We start from the raw sequence: 17,124 nt of genomic DNA, 5'->3' as shown, positions 1-17,124 counted from the left end.
GCCTCAAGGCTAAGATAGTAACGTGAAAAAGATCACTGATCTCCTCGAAAATAATCGCAATTGGTCGGAAAGTGTCCGAAAGGAAAAACCGAATTTTTTCGCCGACCTTGCAGCCCAGCAAAACCCTGATTATCTCTGGATCGGCTGTTCGGACAGCCGTGTTGCGGCTAATACGATCGTCGGGCTACTGCCGGGCGAGATATTCGTGCATCGAAACGTTGCCAATCTGGTAAATCACACCGATATGAACTGCCTCTCGGTCATCCAATTTGCCGTCGAGGTTTTGCAGGTCGAGCACATTATCGTTTGCGGCCACTACGGCTGCGGCGGCGTGAAAGCAGCACTCGAAAATCAGCGTCATGGCCTGATCGACAACTGGCTCCGGCACATACAGGACACTGCAAATCTTCATTCGCATCTTCTCGACGGGATCGCCGAACCTGACGCAAGACTCGACATGCTTTGCCAACTCAACGTGGCGGAACAAGTGCTGAATGTGGGAGAAACAACCATCGTGCAGGACGCTTGGAGTCAAGGCCAGCAGCTTGAAATTCATGGATGGATCTACGGCCTCAAAGATGGCATGATCCGCGATCTCGAGATCACTATTAAAACTGCTGATGAATTGTCCGGCCTGCGAGAACGCTTTCTTTTCAGCGACAAACGCAAGGGCTCGATCCCTGCATCAAATTAGCTTATGCCTTCCCTCAGATCCATCCGTGCTTTAACTGTTTTCATTTTTGTCCTGTTTTTCGCGATCTCGGGACTTGCTCAGATGTCGCGCAAGCCGTCGCCGACACGCGAGCCTGCAGGCGTAATGGACAAAAGGCCGGATTCAAAAAAGAATTCGCTGCCGCGTGTCGCGTCGCAAGCCGATTTCGATTCGATCGCGCGTGTTTACCATCAGGGCACACCGTACGCGATGCCGCACACGATGTTCGTCATCGACCGTCGCAGCAATAACAAGATCTACTATCTCAATTCGCAAAAGTATCGCTTTCACAAAGATTTTCTGCTCTCGACCTACCTCGTTCCGCGTGGTGCCGATGTCTTCAAACCTATTTACATAGAACAGGATCGACGGTTTATTGTCGGAACTGTCGCATTGCAAAAAACGGTCGACAAGTTCACTTGGGAACTTTGGGAAGGCGACCTTGCGACCGCCGAGCATATCAAGACCGCCAACGAAGTCATCAACAAAACCTTTTTTCAAAAGGCCTTTTTCAAACCCAATTCGATCCGTCAGGAAGATGTATCGGCAAATATCGGCATCGACCGCATACTGCAAGACGAACTCAATCGAAATCAGGTTTATCTCGCTCTAAACACCGGAACGGCTGTCGGCCGTTTGCATATCATTGACAAACTTGACGATACCGTCGAGATCGGCGACAACGAAATTCTCGTGCTGCGCGAACTGCCGCTGAGCCTGCCGCCGGTTCGCGGCATCATCGTCGCCCAGCCTTCGACGCCGCTGTCGCACATTAACATTCTTGCTCGCGGCTGGAACATTCCGAACGTTTACATCAAGGACGCAGACAAGCTATTTCGTGAATACAACACATATGTGTTTAAACTCGAAGCCAACCTCACCGATTACAAACTCGACCGAGCATCTCCGGAGGATATTAAAACAAAATTCAATTCGCCAGACGAACAAATTCCGCCTGTCGATCTGAAAACGACAAAGCTGGCCGGCATTCGTGAAATGCGCAAAAAGAACAGCATCGCTTACGGATCAAAATCCGCAAATCTTGGTGAGATGATGAATACCAAAGTCGCAGGTGTAGCAATTCCCGATGGATTTGCAGTGCCGTTTTACTGGTACGACAAATTTATGAAGGACAACAACTTCGCCAAAACGATCGACGACTTCACTGACAACAATGATTTCGTCCACAACCCGCGCATTCGGCGTCAAAAGCTTGAACAATTTCGTGCTGCGATCCAAAACGGCAAGTTCGATGAAGACCTGAAAAAACAGTTGATCGCCAAATGGAAAACCCAGCTTGGCAGCATGCCTGTATTCGTCCGCAGCTCATCAAATAGCGAAGACCTACCAAATTTCAGCGGCGCGGGATTGTATTCAAGCGTTGCCAACGTTGTCAGCGAAGACAAACTCATTGATGCCGTTAAAAAAGTCTGGGCGTCGCTTTGGAATTTTGATGCTTACGAAGCACGAGTTCGCAATTACGTCAGCCAGTCGGACGTTTATATGTCCGCCCTCATTCAAACTGGCGTCAATATGGACCGCGGCGGTGTGATGATCACAAAAGACCCATTTGATGACCGCAGCAAAAATTCTGTCTATATCAGCGCGGTTTGCGGTCATAATTCCAAGATCCCTAACAACGAAGGCATACCCGAACAAGTGCTTTTCAACCCGAGATCTAATTCGGTGATCGTGATGACTCTGTCGCAGCAGCAAAATGCTCTAACGTTCGATGAGAACGGCGATCTTAAGGAAACTGTCGATAACTGCGCCGGCACAAATAAACGAGTGCTCACCGATCTGCAAACACGAGCATTGGCAAAAGCTGCTATTCGCATCCGCACTATTTTCGGCGGTAGGAAGGAACAGGATATCGAATGGGGTATAATGAAGGGACAAATTTACATCGTTCAGGCAAGACCCTATATCGACAAGAAATGACCGCAATGAAATTTACTATTATAACGCTTCTTTTATTGACCTCGTTTGGCTGTGACAATGCCGGAAAGCCCCTGCCGCAAAACACAAACACTGCGGCGGCCACTTCAAATAAGGAAAAGCCGCAGACCGCGATCGCTCATTCCTTAGAGAATCAGCCCCAGAAGAATGACGCACCGACAGGTGAGAAATCGAAATGGACTCAGAGCGGCGACCCTATCGACACTAAGGAATTTAACTCCGCTATCGCCTCAGCCGAAGTCGCTCTGGGGAAAAAACCGTCTGATGCCGAGGCAAAAAAAGCTGTTGCCGCGGCCTATTTTAATCGGGCTGAGGCATTGACCAAAGCACGGCAATACGCTTCAGCTCTTGGCGATTATCGCAAAGCGTTGAAATACGATCCATCAAACACAGATGCTAAAGAGTGGATCGACAAGATCATCATGATCTACGAGTCGATCAATCGCGGATACCCGAAAGAAGGCGAAGAGCCGCCGCCGCTTCCGTTCGAAAAAGGCAAGAAGTAAGGGCGGAAACCCAAGCGGTAGCGAGGGTGCTCAAGATTGCATAATGCCCATCTTAACGCACACTCCCTACCGGTCGTGTTTCTGCCTCTGGTTGAAGCGTTCGCTAGACAAATCGATGGTTTAGAATCTAAACTTACCCCTTTGCCTTTATTGCAGGGCATTTAATAATTTGGAGTATTCACAGTTTTTATGGCAATTTCAGCAAACGATATAAGAAAAGGAATGGTTATTGTGCACGAGGGTTCACCTGTGCGGGTTATGGATTTTCATCATCACACGCCGGGCAATTTGCGGGCGATGGTGCAGGCACGATTGAGAAATCTGCTCACCGGCAATTCGTTCGAGTACCGCTTTCGATCCAACGACACACTTGATAAGGTCGTTCTCGAACAGCACAAGATGGATTATCTTTATTCCGATGGCTCGCATCACCATTTTATGAATTCGGAAAACTATGAGCAGGTCTCGCTGACGGAGGATGAACTCGGCGATGCGGCCCAATGGCTGATGCCGAATCTGAATATCGAGGTCGAATTTTACAATGGCACGCCCATCGGCGTAGCACTTCCTGCCACGATGGAACTTACTGTAACGCGGACCGATCCGCCTATGAAAGGTGCGACAGCCTCAAACTCGAACAAACCCGCCACGCTCGAAAACGGCGTGACCGTATCAGTTCCGCCGTTCATAGTCGAAGGCGAAAAGATCAAGGTGAATCCGACCGAAGGCCGGTACATGGAACGGGTGAAATAGTTGTGCGAGTTGACTGAGTTTTCCGAGTTGCAGGTCAGAAACTCGCCGAACTCGGCGAACTCAGATAACTCTTGATGTTTCTTATCTACAGCATCGTTTACACTCTCGCCTTTATCGTGCTGCTGCCGCGATTCCTGTTCGATGCTCTGTTCAATGGAAAGTACGCAGCCGGATTCAAACAGCGTCTAGGCTACTTGCCGGCGTTCGATGAAAAAGGTAAAAGAGTCGTATGGCTTCACTGCGTTTCTGTCGGCGAAACCAACGCAGCACGCCCGCTGGCAATAAAATTAAAAGAAACATTCCCGGAAATTTCTCTTGTCGTCTCTACTACAACGCGCACCGGACAAAAACTTGCTAAAACTGTGTTTGCCGACGTTGCAGACCTCGTTTTCTATTTCCCTTTCGACTGGAAATTTACCGTTCGACGAACGCTGCATCGCATAAAACCGTCAGTAGTTCTTCTAATGGAGACCGAGATCTGGCCAAATTTTATTCGCGAGTCATATCACGCCGGCGCTCGTCTTGCCATCGTTAACGGAAGACTTTCCGAGCGTTCGCTGACACGTTACGCCAAGATAAGGCAGTTTATTAAACGCATACTCGGCTATCTCGATCTGGCGTTGATGCAGGAGAACGGCGACGCCACGCGACTGATGTCGCTCGGCATTAGAGCGAGCAAGGTCCGCGTCACTGGAAATCTCAAATTTGACCATTTCACTGAAGCGGCAGAAATCGATCTGACGAATTATTTTAGGAGTCGTTTTTGCGGCGGCGATGACAGTCGTCCTTTTATCGTTGCCGCGAGTACTCATGAACCGGAAGAAAAATGGATACTTGATGCTTTTTGTTCGTCGGCAAATGATGGGCCGCGTCCTAAGCCACGCCTATTGCTAGCTCCCAGACATCCTGAACGTTTTGATAAGGTTGCGGCGCTGATCGAAGACTTTCGAAAAAATACTGGGTGCGAATGGCAGTCTTACAGTTTTGTGAAACGATCCCGCGCACAATCGGAAACAGATAAGGCCGCAGATGTTGTCTTGCTAGACAGTATCGGTGAACTTCGCTCCGTTTATCCTCTTGCCGATCTAGTTTTTGTCGGAGGCAGCCTGATAAAACATGGCGGCCATAGTATTTTTGAGCCTGCTGCTGCAGGCAAAGCCATCGTCACCGGGCCTTTCACTCACAATTTCGATACAGCAGTAAATTCATTTATAGAAAAACGCGCCTTGGTTCAGCTACCTGATGCCCCACAGGATTTTCAAGTTGTTGAGCGACTTTACGAGGTATTTATCGATCTACTTAACAATGCCGATAAAAGGCACGAACTTGGCTTCAATGCGTTGAACGCGATGGAATCCGGCCGCGGTGCTGTGGAGAAAACAATTGAATATCTTCAGCCCGTTCTCGACAAAAACATCGTAAGAAAAAAACATTACGGCTAGTCACTCTCATGATCTTCTTGTTCTATTTTTTCGCGGGCATTCTGATCTTGCTTAGTTTCAGGTCCTTTCGCGGCGGTTTGGAATATCTGAGATTTTTCAGGTCCGAACTCGCAAAAGCCGCGTCAAATTTCACACCTTTTGTGACAGTTGTTGCGCCGTGTCGCGGCCTAGACGATGGCCTGAAAGATAATTTGCTCGCCCTTTTCGAACAGGACTATCCCGAATACGAAATACTCTTTGTGGTCGATGATAGAAATGATGCGGCTGTTCCTATCATTGAGGAAGTTTCCCGCAAAGCCGCAAGGGCAGAAACACGACCGGTTGGGAGTGTGCCGTACACTCAATTGGTAGTCGCCGACAAAGCAGTGGCTGCCAGTCAAAAAGTCGAGAATCTGCGCGAAGCTCTATTGCATGCGGATGACAGGTCAGAAGCATTCGTATTTGTCGATTCAGACGCGCGGCCGTCAAAGTATTGGCTGAATTCTCTGGTTGCTCCATTGCAAGATAAAACCGTTGGGGCTGCGAGTGGCTATCGCTGGTTCATTTCTGACAAACCGTCATTCGCATCTGAAATGCGGTCAGCTTGGAACGCTTCTATCGCATCTGCTCTCGGCCCGAACACGAAAACAAATTTCTGCTGGGGCGGTTCGATGGCAATGCGGCGTGACGTTTTTGAGAAGATCGAAATTCGCGACAAATGGCGCGGCACGCTTTCCGATGATTTTGCCGTCACACGCGCCGTTAACGAGGCAGATCTAAAAATAGTTTTTGTTCCGCAAGCCCTGACAGCATCGGTCGAAGACTGTTCATTTAGCGAGTTGCTCGAATTCACAACGCGGCAAATGAAGATAACGCGTGTTTATGCTCCCAATCTTTGGCTGCTTTCTTTTGTTGGCTCAGGCCTCTTTAATATCGTAATGATCTTGGCGTTTTTGATCGTCATCTTTAGCCCGACAAACGATCTTCCTGTGTTTGCCGCAATAGCGACCCTCGTTTTGGTCTCGATATTCAGCACCGGAAAAGCCTGGCTTCGATTAAAAGCTGTGAAACTCGTCTTGACCCAATACAAAACTGAACTTTCGCATCAATTTTGGACACAAAACACGCTGTGGCTGCTCACGCCTGCGCTTTTCTTCTACAATTCGTTTGCTGCCTGGAGGTCACGCCGCCTCAAATGGCGCGGCATCACTTACGAATTGAAATCGCCCACTGAAACTGTCATTATTACGGATTGACCTTGGAGCAAGAGTTAAATGGGAAACAACATTTTCGACTGGGACGACGACGAAAAACAGGAAGAAGTTAAGCGGGCAAATTTCCAACAGCCCGTCGAGGCAGTCGATTACTGGTCACAAAATGAGCCGCAAAACTCGGCTTGGGGCGATCCGTGGCAAGAGACAGCCACTGAAAAACAATGGGAAGAGTCCGTTGAATATGTTCCTTATCAGCCCGACTCAACCGACGAAAACGTTCGCCGCGGAGGCCTCGCCTGGTCTGCCGGCATCGTATTTTTCAGTTCGATAGTGTTCATGCTCTTTATCGGTTGGGGAGCAGACCTGCTTTTTCAAAGCAAACCTTGGGGCATCGTCGTCGGCATAGTGATCGGCTCGATCCTCGGATTTATCCAGTTTTTTAGGATCTCTTCCCAAATTATCAACCCCAAAAGTAATAAGTCGTCAATCCAGCCCCTCATGCCGCGCGACGAGGATTAGTTGCAGAAGCCCGCACGTTAGTAAGGGCGAAACACGCATCTAGAATATACCGGGACGGAGCATGTTAATGTCCGCCTTCACCAATGTGCGTGCATCCGCATTACGTTGCATGAATAAAACTCTTGACAATCGATGCAAATTATGCTATTCTTTCTGCATTCAAAATGAAGGAAAAAGAAAAAGCTAATTTTTTTTGTAAAATTCGCCGGACAAGGCAAAAATGCGGCCGTAACCATAATGATAACAACATTTACCTTGTCCGGTAACGGCACCGGACAAGACCGGACACGCCGGACAACGCTAAAATCCCTATGAAACATATAAGCTCATTATTACCCGATATTTACAGGCAAAAACGGCATGATTTTTAATCGCATTTTGTGACATTTTGTGACATAGGCACAATTTTGAAGAAATTTTATTGGGAGATTGACGATCAAAATCGACCAAACTTTGCACGAAGGTTTACGATGTTCGGTTGGCCTGTCTCTCTTTGCGGCCTTTGCGGCTTGGCGGGAAATAGATCCCGCATAACCGTAAGGGCCGCAAAGAAAGAAATATGTCGGAAAGACACCATCATTTTGCTGTGGCCTTTGAGTTTTACTGCGTTTCTTTGTAAAATTTAGGATTCGCGGATGAGCGAGGATATACATCCTTTGACAACTGATAAAAGCACACAGACGATCTCGCATCGCGGTATATTGATCGTGATGGGTGTGGTCGTTTTAGCGAGTACGATCGCCGGATTTATTTTCGGCGGCAAGGCTTTCGGCTCAGGTGTTGTTTTTGGCGGAATACTTTCATTTGTCAATTATTTCTGGCTTGAGAGCTCGACTCGGGCGATGTTCGTGAATGCGGAAATGGCATCGACCGGCCTGCTCGCCGCAAAGTACATCTTGCGTTACGTCGCATTAGGAGCGGTTCTGCTGCTGATCTATATGACCGGCATCATTCCGGTCGCGGCGGTCATATTGGGACTTTCGGCATTTGCTTTAGCGGTTGTTATACAGGGATTGAAAAATATTATTTCGAGTACTTTTTAAGAAGGATCTTAAGACATGTTCTTATTTTCAGAAGGCGGCGGACATCATATGCCGCTCATTGTAGAGTTTGTAAACCACTACCTTGGTGAACCGGTACATCGTTTTCAAGTGGCATACACAAAGCCGCTTTGGACGAAGTTTTTTGCCAATTTCGGCACAACACCGGAGAAGGTTTTCGGGGCTGAATACACTGTTGAAAATGCGATCCCGTGGTACACGATAATGTTTGTCATTGCATGTATCATCACGGTCATCGTCGTCAAACTGCTCAAGGGCAAACTTTCCGAGGACGACCCGAAGCCCGGACAGCTAACGCTTGAGGCCGGTTATCTCGCTATCAAAGACATGATCGGCAGCATCATAGGCCATCATGGTGCGCGGCATTTTCCGGTCGTAGCGACATTTGGAACATTAATACTTGTATCCAATCTGATGGGCCAGTTTCCGCTCTTTATGTCGCCGACCGCTTCGGTAAACGTGACTTACGCCCTCGGTGTTTCGTCCTTTGTTTATTACAACTATATCGGCATTTCCGAGAACGGGCTTTTTGGCCACATCAAGCATTTTGCCGGGCCAAAACTTCCGCTCCTGATGATACCTATCACGATGCTGATCTTCTTTATCGAGATCATCAGTAATTCGATCAGGCCGTTCACGCTCGGTGTTCGTCTGTTTGCAAATATGTTCTCGGACGAGCAGGTGTTTTTACAGATCACAAATCTGGCACCGCCGTTCACACATTTCATAGTGCCGCTCATTCTGACGTTGTTAGGCGTATTTGTGGCATTTGTTCAGGCGTTCGTGTTCACACTTCTTTCGATGATCTATATCGGCGAAGTCTCACACGCACCGCATGATGATCACGGCGATGAGCATCACGGCGAAGCGGCTGTGGCTCACGCATAAAAAGTTTAGAGTGTCCGCCTTAGCGGCTCTCTTTGGATGAAGACTGACATTCACGTCGATTTGAAAACTTGCGATATAGCAACTATGCCCGCACGCAGGAGACGCGGACTCTTTGGGAGTATAAAATCCGCGGCATACCGGAAGTGAGGCGAAATAATACCCGGCAAAAATTGCCAGCAAGTCAACAGAGCGAGAGAAAACAAGTCTTCCTATTTAACAAAAAAGGAGATAAAAATGAAAAACTTAAAATTTGTATTTTTTGCGACCATGGCAATTGCCTTGTTAGCAATTTCAACATTTGCTCAGGCTGGCGGAGCCGCTGATAACGAATCGTCGGTACTTGCTGCAAAAGCAATCGGCGGCGGCATCGGTTTCGGCCTCGCAGCCGGTTTGGCAGGTATCGGCCAGGGCCTCGTTGGTTCGCGTGCTGCTGAAGGTGCTGCACGCAATCCCGGAGCAGCAGGAACGGTTCAGACGCTTATGATCATCGCACTCGCACTTATCGAGTCACTGGTGCTCTTTGCCCTGCTCATCGTTTTCGTCAAGCTTTAATCAAAAGTGTCAGATTTATATCGCGGACGAGACCTCCAAAAAGTCTCGTCCGCTTTTATTTGTTATTGAAATGAACGGTTGATTAGACTTATTCTTTTAGTTGCAACCTGACAGCGTTGCAAACGTTCTAAATATAGATGATCGACGAATTTGAAGGGAAAATTATAGCCGAGAAGTACAGGATCGAATCGATCCTGCGCGACAGCGATCTCGGCGTTCTTTATCGAGGCTGGCATGTCATGATGGACAAGCCCGTGACGGTGAAGATACTCGCGCCCGCACTTGCCGTCGATAAACGATTTGTCGAACGGTTTCTGGCCGAGGCAAAAACACTCTCACAAGCTGCAAATCAAAACATTCTCAACGTCACCGATTTTGGCACAGATACTCGCGGGGTAAGCTACACCGTTTATGAAGCCGCAGACGGTGAAACTGTAACTAGTCTTGTTGAGAGAGACGATCAACTGTCGATATCCCAAGCCTTGAACATCGCAAAACAAGCCGCGTCCGGCATTGCATCTGCTCACAGCAAGAATCTGCGCCACGGAGCCTTGACCCCGGAAAAAATATTCTTGGCGACAAGTGGTGAGAACGAATCAGTAAAAGTGTTGGATTTTGGAATACAACCCGTCGGTTGGAATTCCAACACAGATATCGAATATCTATCGCCGGAACAATATGCCGACACAAACAAAGGCGACGCACGTTCGGATATCTATTCGCTCGGTGTCATCATTTACAAAATGCTCGCCGGCGTTGTTCCATTCGCAGGCAAGACAACAAATGAATTAAAACTCAAACACGATTCCGAACCGCCTGCACCGTTGTCGTCGTTTCGCAGCGATCTGCCGCCCGACCTCGAACCGATGATCCTTAGTGCGATCGCCATTGATCCTGAAAAACGTTATCAATCAATGCGTGCCTTTGCCGAGGACCTGGAACTTGTTTCCGGCGGCATCTCCGTTCCGCAAAAAGCCGCTGCCGCACCAACAAGAAACATCTGGCAAACAGCCTTCATAGCTTTAATAGGCATCTCGCTTCTCGCTGGCGCTTTGATATACGCAACCTCGATCAAAAAGACCGATCCAACCGTGCAGCTACAAGCGGATGTTGGAAGTTTACCGGTTCAGCCCATTGGCCCGGCAACTGGTGCACAGGAAGAAAGTCTTGCGAAGTTACCTGCAATGACGGACGCCGAGATAATGGCAGTTCAAAGTTCCAATTCGGCTTTGCCGATGGATTCGCTTCCGGGCGGCGATGGATATAATGCATGGGCAAACGGCGGAGCTCCGCCGATCGGTGCCCCGCCGGCTCAATACATTCCGCCCGGCGGCCAGTATTACACTGTCGACCCAAATGGCAGCCAGTTCATGCCACAAGATGGCGGCGTGATACTTGTTCCCGTTCCGGCAAATACAAGCACAGCCGTTAAGCCTTCACCCACACCAAAGACTCAAACTGCTAACACTACTGTTCAGCCGACACCAGCACCTGTCACGACACCAAAACCGCTGGCAACGCCGCCCAAAACAGACAAGCCCTTGACCGGTCAACCAAATAAAGACAAAGGTGCCTCTGTCGAAAAGCCGGCTAAAAACAGCAAGCCGAAAACTCAGTAAATAGGAATTTGTTATCTAGGAACTTCAACAGTTTTTAGAATATCCGAGATCACAGCGTCGGTAGTTGCTCCATCGAGTTCCGCCTCGGCTCGAAGTGCAAGCCGATGACGTAAAACCGGTGTGGCAACATCGCGAATGTCGTCCGGCGTTGGAAAATCGCGGCCCCGAATCGCGGCAAGGGCTTTTGAACAAAGAAGCAGAGCGACGGATGCACGCGGACTCGCTCCGTAAAGAATTGTAGGATGCGTTCGCGTCTTTCGCACGATCTCCACGATATATTTTTGGACGCCTGGTTCCATCCGCATCCCGCGAACCTCCATGCGGCAATGTTGTATCGCAGCGGCATCCGGCAGCGGCTCGATATGCACCTGTTCCAGATGCCGCGAGTTAAATCCGGCATCCCATCGAGCGACTATCTCCTCTTCATCTACAGCTTGCGGATAGTCGATCAATATCTTCATCAAAAAACGATCAAGCTGAGCCTCGGGCAGCGGATAAGTTCCCTCGTACTCTATCGGATTCTCAGTCGCCAAAACTGTAAAAAGCGGCGATAACTGATAACGCTCGCCGTCGATTGTCGCCTGCCGTTCTTCCATCGCTTCGAGCAAAGCGGCCTGCGTTTTTGGCGGCGTGCGGTTGATCTCATCAGCCAGCAAGATGTCGGTAAAGATCGGCCCGTGACGCATATTGAACTGCGACGTCTGCATATTAAAAACGTTGGTGCCCGTAATATCCGAAGGCATCAGGTCAGGCGTAAATTGGATGCGTGAGAATTGGGCTCCGATGATCTTGGCGAGTGTCTTAACAGTCAGCGTTTTAGCCGTTCCAGGAACTCCCTCGATCAAAGCGTGGCCTTCGGCCAATATCGCAACGAGGATCTGCTCAATTACCTCGTCTTGACCGACAATGGTCTTGCGAAGCTCATTCAAAATATGTGCAACGGTAGAAGGTGTGTGATTTAGCATTTATTATTCGGCCTCTTAAACAAAGTCATATAGTGTTTTAATCGCTAGCAATAATACTGCCGATAAAAATATCCGTCTTATCCAAATGTCGTTTAACTTTGTGACGTAATGAGCCCCGACATAAGCGCCCAAAAACATCGTCACGCCGAGGATCGCACCGAGTTTGTAATCCACTAAACCTTGCCACATAAAAACGACCGTCGCAATGGCTGACGAAAAGACATTAATAAACTTGGTATTCGCGACGGCCTCGGAATAAGTCATCCCAAAAAACGCAACAAGCGTTGCGGTCAGGATCGTGACATAACCTCCGCTGTAAAGCCCTCCGTAAATACCCAAAAGAAATGTTAGGACAAAAGTCAAAACCATCGCGCTGCGCGAAACCGGTTTAGCCTTTTCAATTCCTGATCGCCGTTTTACGAGCGTGAAAATAACAACGGAGATCATCGCAACCGAGACGATTACTTTTATCGCTTCGCCTGTGATAAGGCCTACAATCCCTGCTCCCAACGCCGAGCCAAGTAATGTTATAGCAACAAGCGGAGCGATCCTTCCAAACTCAATTTTCCCCTGCCGCAGAAAAGGGATCGTACCACCGATCGACATAAAAACAAGGCCGAACATATTTGTCGCAACAGCAACGCGTGGATCTATACCGAACTGGAACATCACCGGCACAGCGATCAAAGAATTACTACCTGTGACGACGCCAACGACACTCGTCAAAAAGAAAACAACGATCAAAACTATTAGTGCGTAAAGTGTCATCCTAGATTCTGCTTTTACGATTGCGCGTCAACCCAAGTCTCTCTTCCAAATGACGAAGTTCACCCGACAACTCTAAAACTTCACGCTTGTTCGTCGGTTCACCGCGAATGATCTCTTCAGATTTGAAAAGCGTACCGGCAACGCTCGTTGGATCGAGGCCTGTTCGCTCAGCTATAAGCTTTGCGAGATCGTCATATCTCACAGTGTAATTATCCGCTCCCAACAACCTTGCGGCCCGGCGCCGAAATTCTTTGTAGATATTCTCGATCGCGAGATCAAAAGAGTGCGTACGTTCCTGCAGCTCGGCCATCGCCGAAACATATTCCAGTTTTGAAAATCGGTCGGGTTCCACTTCGGGCACAGCCCGCGCAAAACGTCGGCTTTGTGAGAAGAAAACGAAACCGGCGAGTAGAAGGCATTGCAAGAATATCGCTACAACAGGCGTCCCTTCGAAAAACTCAAGGAATTTATTATTGTTAGCTCCGTATCCCTGATGATATTCGTCAAATGCGATCGGCGAATTACCCGCGGCCAGAATATTTATCGTAAGCTGTGCGTTATCGACAAGTCCGATACCACCATTGGAAACAATAAACGGGTCTGCAAGAAAAACGATCTTGCCTTCGCCGAACGGCACTTCAACAAGTAAGTTTCTCGATTCCGATGCGAAATGGACGACAGGCGCTGATTGACTCGGAGAATTTGTGTTATCCGTATTCAATACAAACTGTTCGATCTTAACAGGCGTTGGAGACGGGACAGTGTATAGTTTGTTTTTCTTTGTTGTCGGATCATTCGAACTGCTTTCCATCGACGGTTCAGGTTCGGCTGAAAATTCAGATTCCGAGTCATCATAATACTCGTCTGCGGTCTGCATACTTTTAGGGGGTGGCGGAGGCATTATCGTTCCGCTTCCAATGCCGCTTCCCTGTCCGGTTGACTTGGTTTCATCGTTTTCAAACCGCTCAAACTTAATCGACGACGCCAATCGGGACGGCTGGATCGCATTGATACTGTTTGTAAAAGTGGTTGGCTGAACCGGTTTGATCGCCTGCATATCGGCGGTCATCTGATTTTGGTCGGACGGATCGACGCTCAGAAATTTGAATGGACTCTCACTATCAAATTTGATCCGCCAATTTGCCGTAGTTGTGACGAGTTCAGACGGCGGCTCTCGATCGATCAGGACAAGCCTTCCGCCGTTTGAGACCCATTTTAAGAGAGGTTCTATCTCATCCTCTGCAAATTCGCGCCGCAATGACCCGATCACCACAAAGACCGACGGCACATTTTTCTTTGCGGCCAGCAAAGCAGATGGCGGTTCCTGCCATCGAATGACCTTGCGGCCGGTTTCCGAAAGCAACGAATAAAGTGCGTTTGTTCCCGTTGCTCCGACGTTGAAGGTCGAACGATTTGGTGATAATTCGCTGTCCGGTGTTTTCTCTTTCTGAACGTAGGACGCTGCATTCAGCCCGACCAGCGTAACTACGATCAGAATTAGAAAAAGAAAAATGAACAGCTTTTGCTTCATATCACTAAGTCTTTGCAGAAGTCATCGTCTGCTTATATCTATCGCGAAAATCTTCCCAATCCTCTTTCTCCGACGGACGCAGGCCATACCAATTGCGTTCATATGTGCCGGTTAGGCCCGACATATTTTCGAAAAGTCCGGCCCGCTTTCGGACGTCACGCAGGTAGTCTCGGTTTGTCTTGTGCCGTGCGAGGCCAATGATCTTGCGGTCACTTAGCTCGCAAAGCACGGCTATATAACCCTTGCGAATTGCATCTCTTAGATGTCCGTCGAGGGCGAGTCGTTCTGCCTCTGAAAAGAGATCGTCTGCTGACTCGTCTTCCCCAATGCGTTCGCCAAGTATCACACGGTCGTGTTTTTTCTCCTTTGTTTTGAAGCCAAAACGGCCGACCATAAGAGGCCAGAAACGATATAGCAAAAACCCTATTGCACCAATAACTGCCGCATATATAAGTATCTGCAGAAGAAATTTAAGCGAACCAAAGCCGGGCTCGGTCGGCGACGATATAGACGGCTTTGGAAAGAATGTTGCGATCCAATCCCAAAACGCCTTACTCCATTTTTGAAACAAGCTCTCGTCCTTAACTTCCGCTCTTTGATATTCTTCTCGACGCAAAATTTCAGCCAGTTTTTGCTTGTCTTCATCCTTGGTTCTTTCTATGGTTGTTGCTTCTTGCAGTTCACCGACCTTCTCGCCAATAGCTGTAATGCGCTCCTCAATACTCAAGAGTAAAGTTTGTCTCGGTTCTGGATCGGTCTCCTCAAGGTAAGCCCCAAGTTCGTCATGAAGCCACTGATTGTCTGTCGCAACACTGCCGCTCTGTAATTCTAGCTGCTCGGTTTTCGGAATCGATCTGCGGATATCTTCAAGCTTCTCACGCTCCAAACGCTCAAAACCGCTAGCGTCATCGTCCAAACGCCGAAGAGCAATAATGTCCATACGTGCGGCTTCAAGCCGCTTTTGATAATCGTCGAGCGTTGCCGCAAACACAGGACACAAGGCAACTAACAAGACCCCGAAAAGGATCGCCGCATTTATTACCTTGTTGGAATTGTGCATCAATGCCATCTCATTTCAGCCCGAGAGTCGTAATAGAATTCGGCCTGTCGTGTTGTATTGCCTGTGCTTCGATCGTACTCGAAAGAGCAGGGTGCAGCGGGTTTACATAGCTAATAGGTACGGATGGTATCTCACCCAAACGCCGCGCGGCCATCAGTTCTATATCATAACCCTCGGTTCGCACACGTTCATCGACATAGAGAATGCAAAGGCCGATCATCCAGACTGGCGAAAGCAAGACAAAACTTATCTGCCATATGAGGCTCGAAACTATCTCATACCAAGCCGGTACAAGGTCAGCATCAAAGGACATAAGTTCAACGCCATTGACCGACGCATACCAGGCAAGCGGGACAAAAAGCAGTGCTAAAGCAGAATATGCCGCGACGGTAGTGAACACAAAAAGTGCGGTCAACCGACGCACACTTCCGCCCGCGAGGCTTGCGCTTCGGGCGATGGAAGCAAAGACGCCTTGCCCCTCGACCAACATCACTTGCGGAATATAAGCTACCCGCGACGCCACGAGAAAGAAAAGCCACAGCGTTCCCCAAGCCGCCGCCACACCTATCGGCAGCGAGATTATGAATGCCAAAACCGGCATCCAACTAAATACCGAAACAACAAGCACGATCGCAATGCCGCCGACCAGCAGGCCGAAATAGAAGATCACAAAACCTATCGCTCCGAGCAGGAGTGTTATGATCGCGGACGCAAAAATGAGGCCGGACAGCCGTTTCCATACATTCTGATAGGTTTCGCGAAAGGTGATCGGCTCGCCAAAGAGCAGATGACGCACAAAATTTCTCGATGCACCGCCCATGACAACCAGCGTTGCGATAGTTTCTACGAGCCAGATCGCAATGGTGCCGAGCCACAGAAAGACCGCGTAAAATGCATTTTCCGGCGAATACGCATCTGCGCTGAGCGAGAACATTTGTCGTCCGGCAACGGTCCAGCCGACCGAGATCAGCGTTCCGACGATAACCGGCGGCGAGGCGATCAAAAGGAACGTCCAAAAGTACTTGCGGTAAAAACGGACCGCTCTGTCGATCAGATCGCCCGCACCGAGCGGTGAGAGTGATTGAGTGGAATCGAAAAAATCGACACTGGCCATTGCCGAGAAGTTTAGCAAATTCCATTGTCAACTTCTTAAAAGTCCAGTCAAAATTTTGGAAAACTTCCCTACCAAAAATAGTTTTTAAAAATCGCGCTAGAATGGCCAATTTTAGATGTGGCACGTGCCACATTGTTGCGATTTGTTAGCAAAATCGCGGTTTTATGAAAGGAGCTTTTCTGGAAGAAGCTAAAGTATGGGGTTATGCTGTCAGTGTTAAGTTGTTGAATATATTGTACTTGCAAGAATTGCACATTTATTTTTTGCCAAAAAGCCGCCTTTCAGTGCCAAAAAGCCATCGGAGACCCCCCTAAAAGCCATCGGAGAACCCCAAAAAGCCATCGGGCGAAAGGCGATTTTTTGGCTTTTTTAAAAAAGTCTCCATTCAGTTTCTGTCGTTCTCTTCATTAACGTTTTCCATTCGTTATCGTCACTCTATTCGTTATCGTCGTTGTCGCCACCGAATGCGATATTTTACTTGT

16 protein-coding genes are annotated in these 17,124 nt (G+C 48.6%); 11 read left to right on the top strand and 5 right to left on the bottom strand.

The features are described from left to right. The first annotated feature begins 22 nt into the window (after positions 1 to 22). From can to IPL32_10485, 11 genes are all read left to right on the top strand, one after another. Positions 23 to 694 carry a carbonate dehydratase gene (gene can / locus IPL32_10535; protein MBK8466256.1) on the top strand — a complete coding sequence of 224 codons (672 nt, stop codon included), beginning with the start codon at positions 23 to 25 and terminating at the stop codon, positions 692 to 694. A gap of 3 nt (positions 695 to 697) precedes the next feature. Then, complete coding sequence (locus IPL32_10530) at positions 698 to 2,653, top strand: hypothetical protein (GenBank protein MBK8466255.1); 1,956 nt, start codon at positions 698 to 700, stop codon at positions 2,651 to 2,653. A 5-nt stretch (positions 2,654 to 2,658) separates the two neighbouring features. Next, positions 2,659 to 3,177: a tetratricopeptide repeat protein gene (locus tag IPL32_10525; GenBank protein MBK8466254.1), complete on the top strand. Its 519-nt coding sequence runs from the start codon at positions 2,659 to 2,661 to the stop codon at positions 3,175 to 3,177. A gap of 189 nt (positions 3,178 to 3,366) precedes the next feature. Then, a complete protein-coding gene (gene efp / locus IPL32_10520) occupies positions 3,367 to 3,930 on the top strand; it encodes an elongation factor P (GenBank protein MBK8466253.1) in 564 nt (187 codons plus the stop codon). Between the two features lie 74 nt (positions 3,931 to 4,004). After that, positions 4,005 to 5,372 (top strand): 3-deoxy-D-manno-octulosonic acid transferase, encoded by a 1,368-nt coding sequence (locus IPL32_10515; GenBank protein ID MBK8466252.1) that lies wholly within the window; start codon positions 4,005 to 4,007, stop codon positions 5,370 to 5,372. A 17-nt stretch (positions 5,373 to 5,389) separates the two neighbouring features. Further along, on the top strand, positions 5,390 to 6,607 hold the full coding sequence (locus IPL32_10510) for a glycosyltransferase (GenBank protein ID MBK8466251.1): 1,218 nt from the start codon (positions 5,390 to 5,392) through the stop codon (positions 6,605 to 6,607). Positions 6,608 to 6,625: 18 nt separating this feature from the next. Then, positions 6,626 to 7,084 (top strand): AtpZ/AtpI family protein, encoded by a 459-nt coding sequence (locus tag IPL32_10505; protein ID MBK8466250.1) that lies wholly within the window; start codon positions 6,626 to 6,628, stop codon positions 7,082 to 7,084. A 635-nt stretch (positions 7,085 to 7,719) separates the two neighbouring features. Beyond that, positions 7,720 to 8,127 carry an ATP synthase subunit I gene (locus IPL32_10500; GenBank protein MBK8466249.1) on the top strand — a complete coding sequence of 136 codons (408 nt, stop codon included), beginning with the start codon at positions 7,720 to 7,722 and terminating at the stop codon, positions 8,125 to 8,127. A gap of 15 nt (positions 8,128 to 8,142) precedes the next feature. After that, positions 8,143 to 9,033: a F0F1 ATP synthase subunit A gene (gene atpB, locus IPL32_10495; protein MBK8466248.1), complete on the top strand. Its 891-nt coding sequence runs from the start codon at positions 8,143 to 8,145 to the stop codon at positions 9,031 to 9,033. Positions 9,034 to 9,267: 234 nt separating this feature from the next. Then, positions 9,268 to 9,585 (top strand): ATP synthase F0 subunit C, encoded by a 318-nt coding sequence (locus IPL32_10490; GenBank protein MBK8466247.1) that lies wholly within the window; start codon positions 9,268 to 9,270, stop codon positions 9,583 to 9,585. A gap of 137 nt (positions 9,586 to 9,722) precedes the next feature. After that, positions 9,723 to 11,204, top strand: coding sequence for a protein kinase (locus IPL32_10485; protein MBK8466246.1), 1,482 nt, complete (start codon positions 9,723 to 9,725; stop codon positions 11,202 to 11,204). A gap of 11 nt (positions 11,205 to 11,215) precedes the next feature. Here the strand turns inward: IPL32_10485 and IPL32_10480 are convergent, their stop codons facing one another. The 5 genes from IPL32_10480 to IPL32_10460 are packed head-to-tail and all read right to left on the bottom strand — an operon-like array spanning position 11,216 to position 16,642. Then, on the bottom strand, positions 11,216 to 12,169 hold the full coding sequence (locus IPL32_10480; protein MBK8466245.1) for a MoxR family ATPase: 954 nt from the start codon (positions 12,167 to 12,169) through the stop codon (positions 11,216 to 11,218). A 15-nt stretch (positions 12,170 to 12,184) separates the two neighbouring features. Continuing rightward, positions 12,185 to 12,937: a sulfite exporter TauE/SafE family protein gene (locus IPL32_10475; protein MBK8466244.1), complete on the bottom strand. Its 753-nt coding sequence runs from the start codon at positions 12,935 to 12,937 to the stop codon at positions 12,185 to 12,187. Between the two features lies 1 nt (position 12,938). Continuing rightward, positions 12,939 to 14,468, bottom strand: coding sequence for a DUF4350 domain-containing protein (locus tag IPL32_10470; GenBank protein MBK8466243.1), 1,530 nt, complete (start codon positions 14,466 to 14,468; stop codon positions 12,939 to 12,941). Positions 14,469 to 14,472: 4 nt separating this feature from the next. Then, positions 14,473 to 15,537, bottom strand: coding sequence for a DUF4129 domain-containing protein (locus IPL32_10465; GenBank protein ID MBK8466242.1), 1,065 nt, complete (start codon positions 15,535 to 15,537; stop codon positions 14,473 to 14,475). Position 15,538: 1 nt separating this feature from the next. Then, positions 15,539 to 16,642, bottom strand: coding sequence for a hypothetical protein (locus tag IPL32_10460; GenBank protein ID MBK8466241.1), 1,104 nt, complete (start codon positions 16,640 to 16,642; stop codon positions 15,539 to 15,541). Positions 16,643 to 17,124: the final 482 nt, after the last annotated feature.

It is taken from the genome of Chloracidobacterium sp. (assembly GCA_016711345.1).
In the GTDB taxonomy this organism is placed as follows: Bacteria; Acidobacteriota; Blastocatellia; order Pyrinomonadales; family Pyrinomonadaceae; genus OLB17.
Note: the sequence above shows the minus strand (reverse complement) of the source record. Positions and strands in the feature narration are given on the sequence as shown.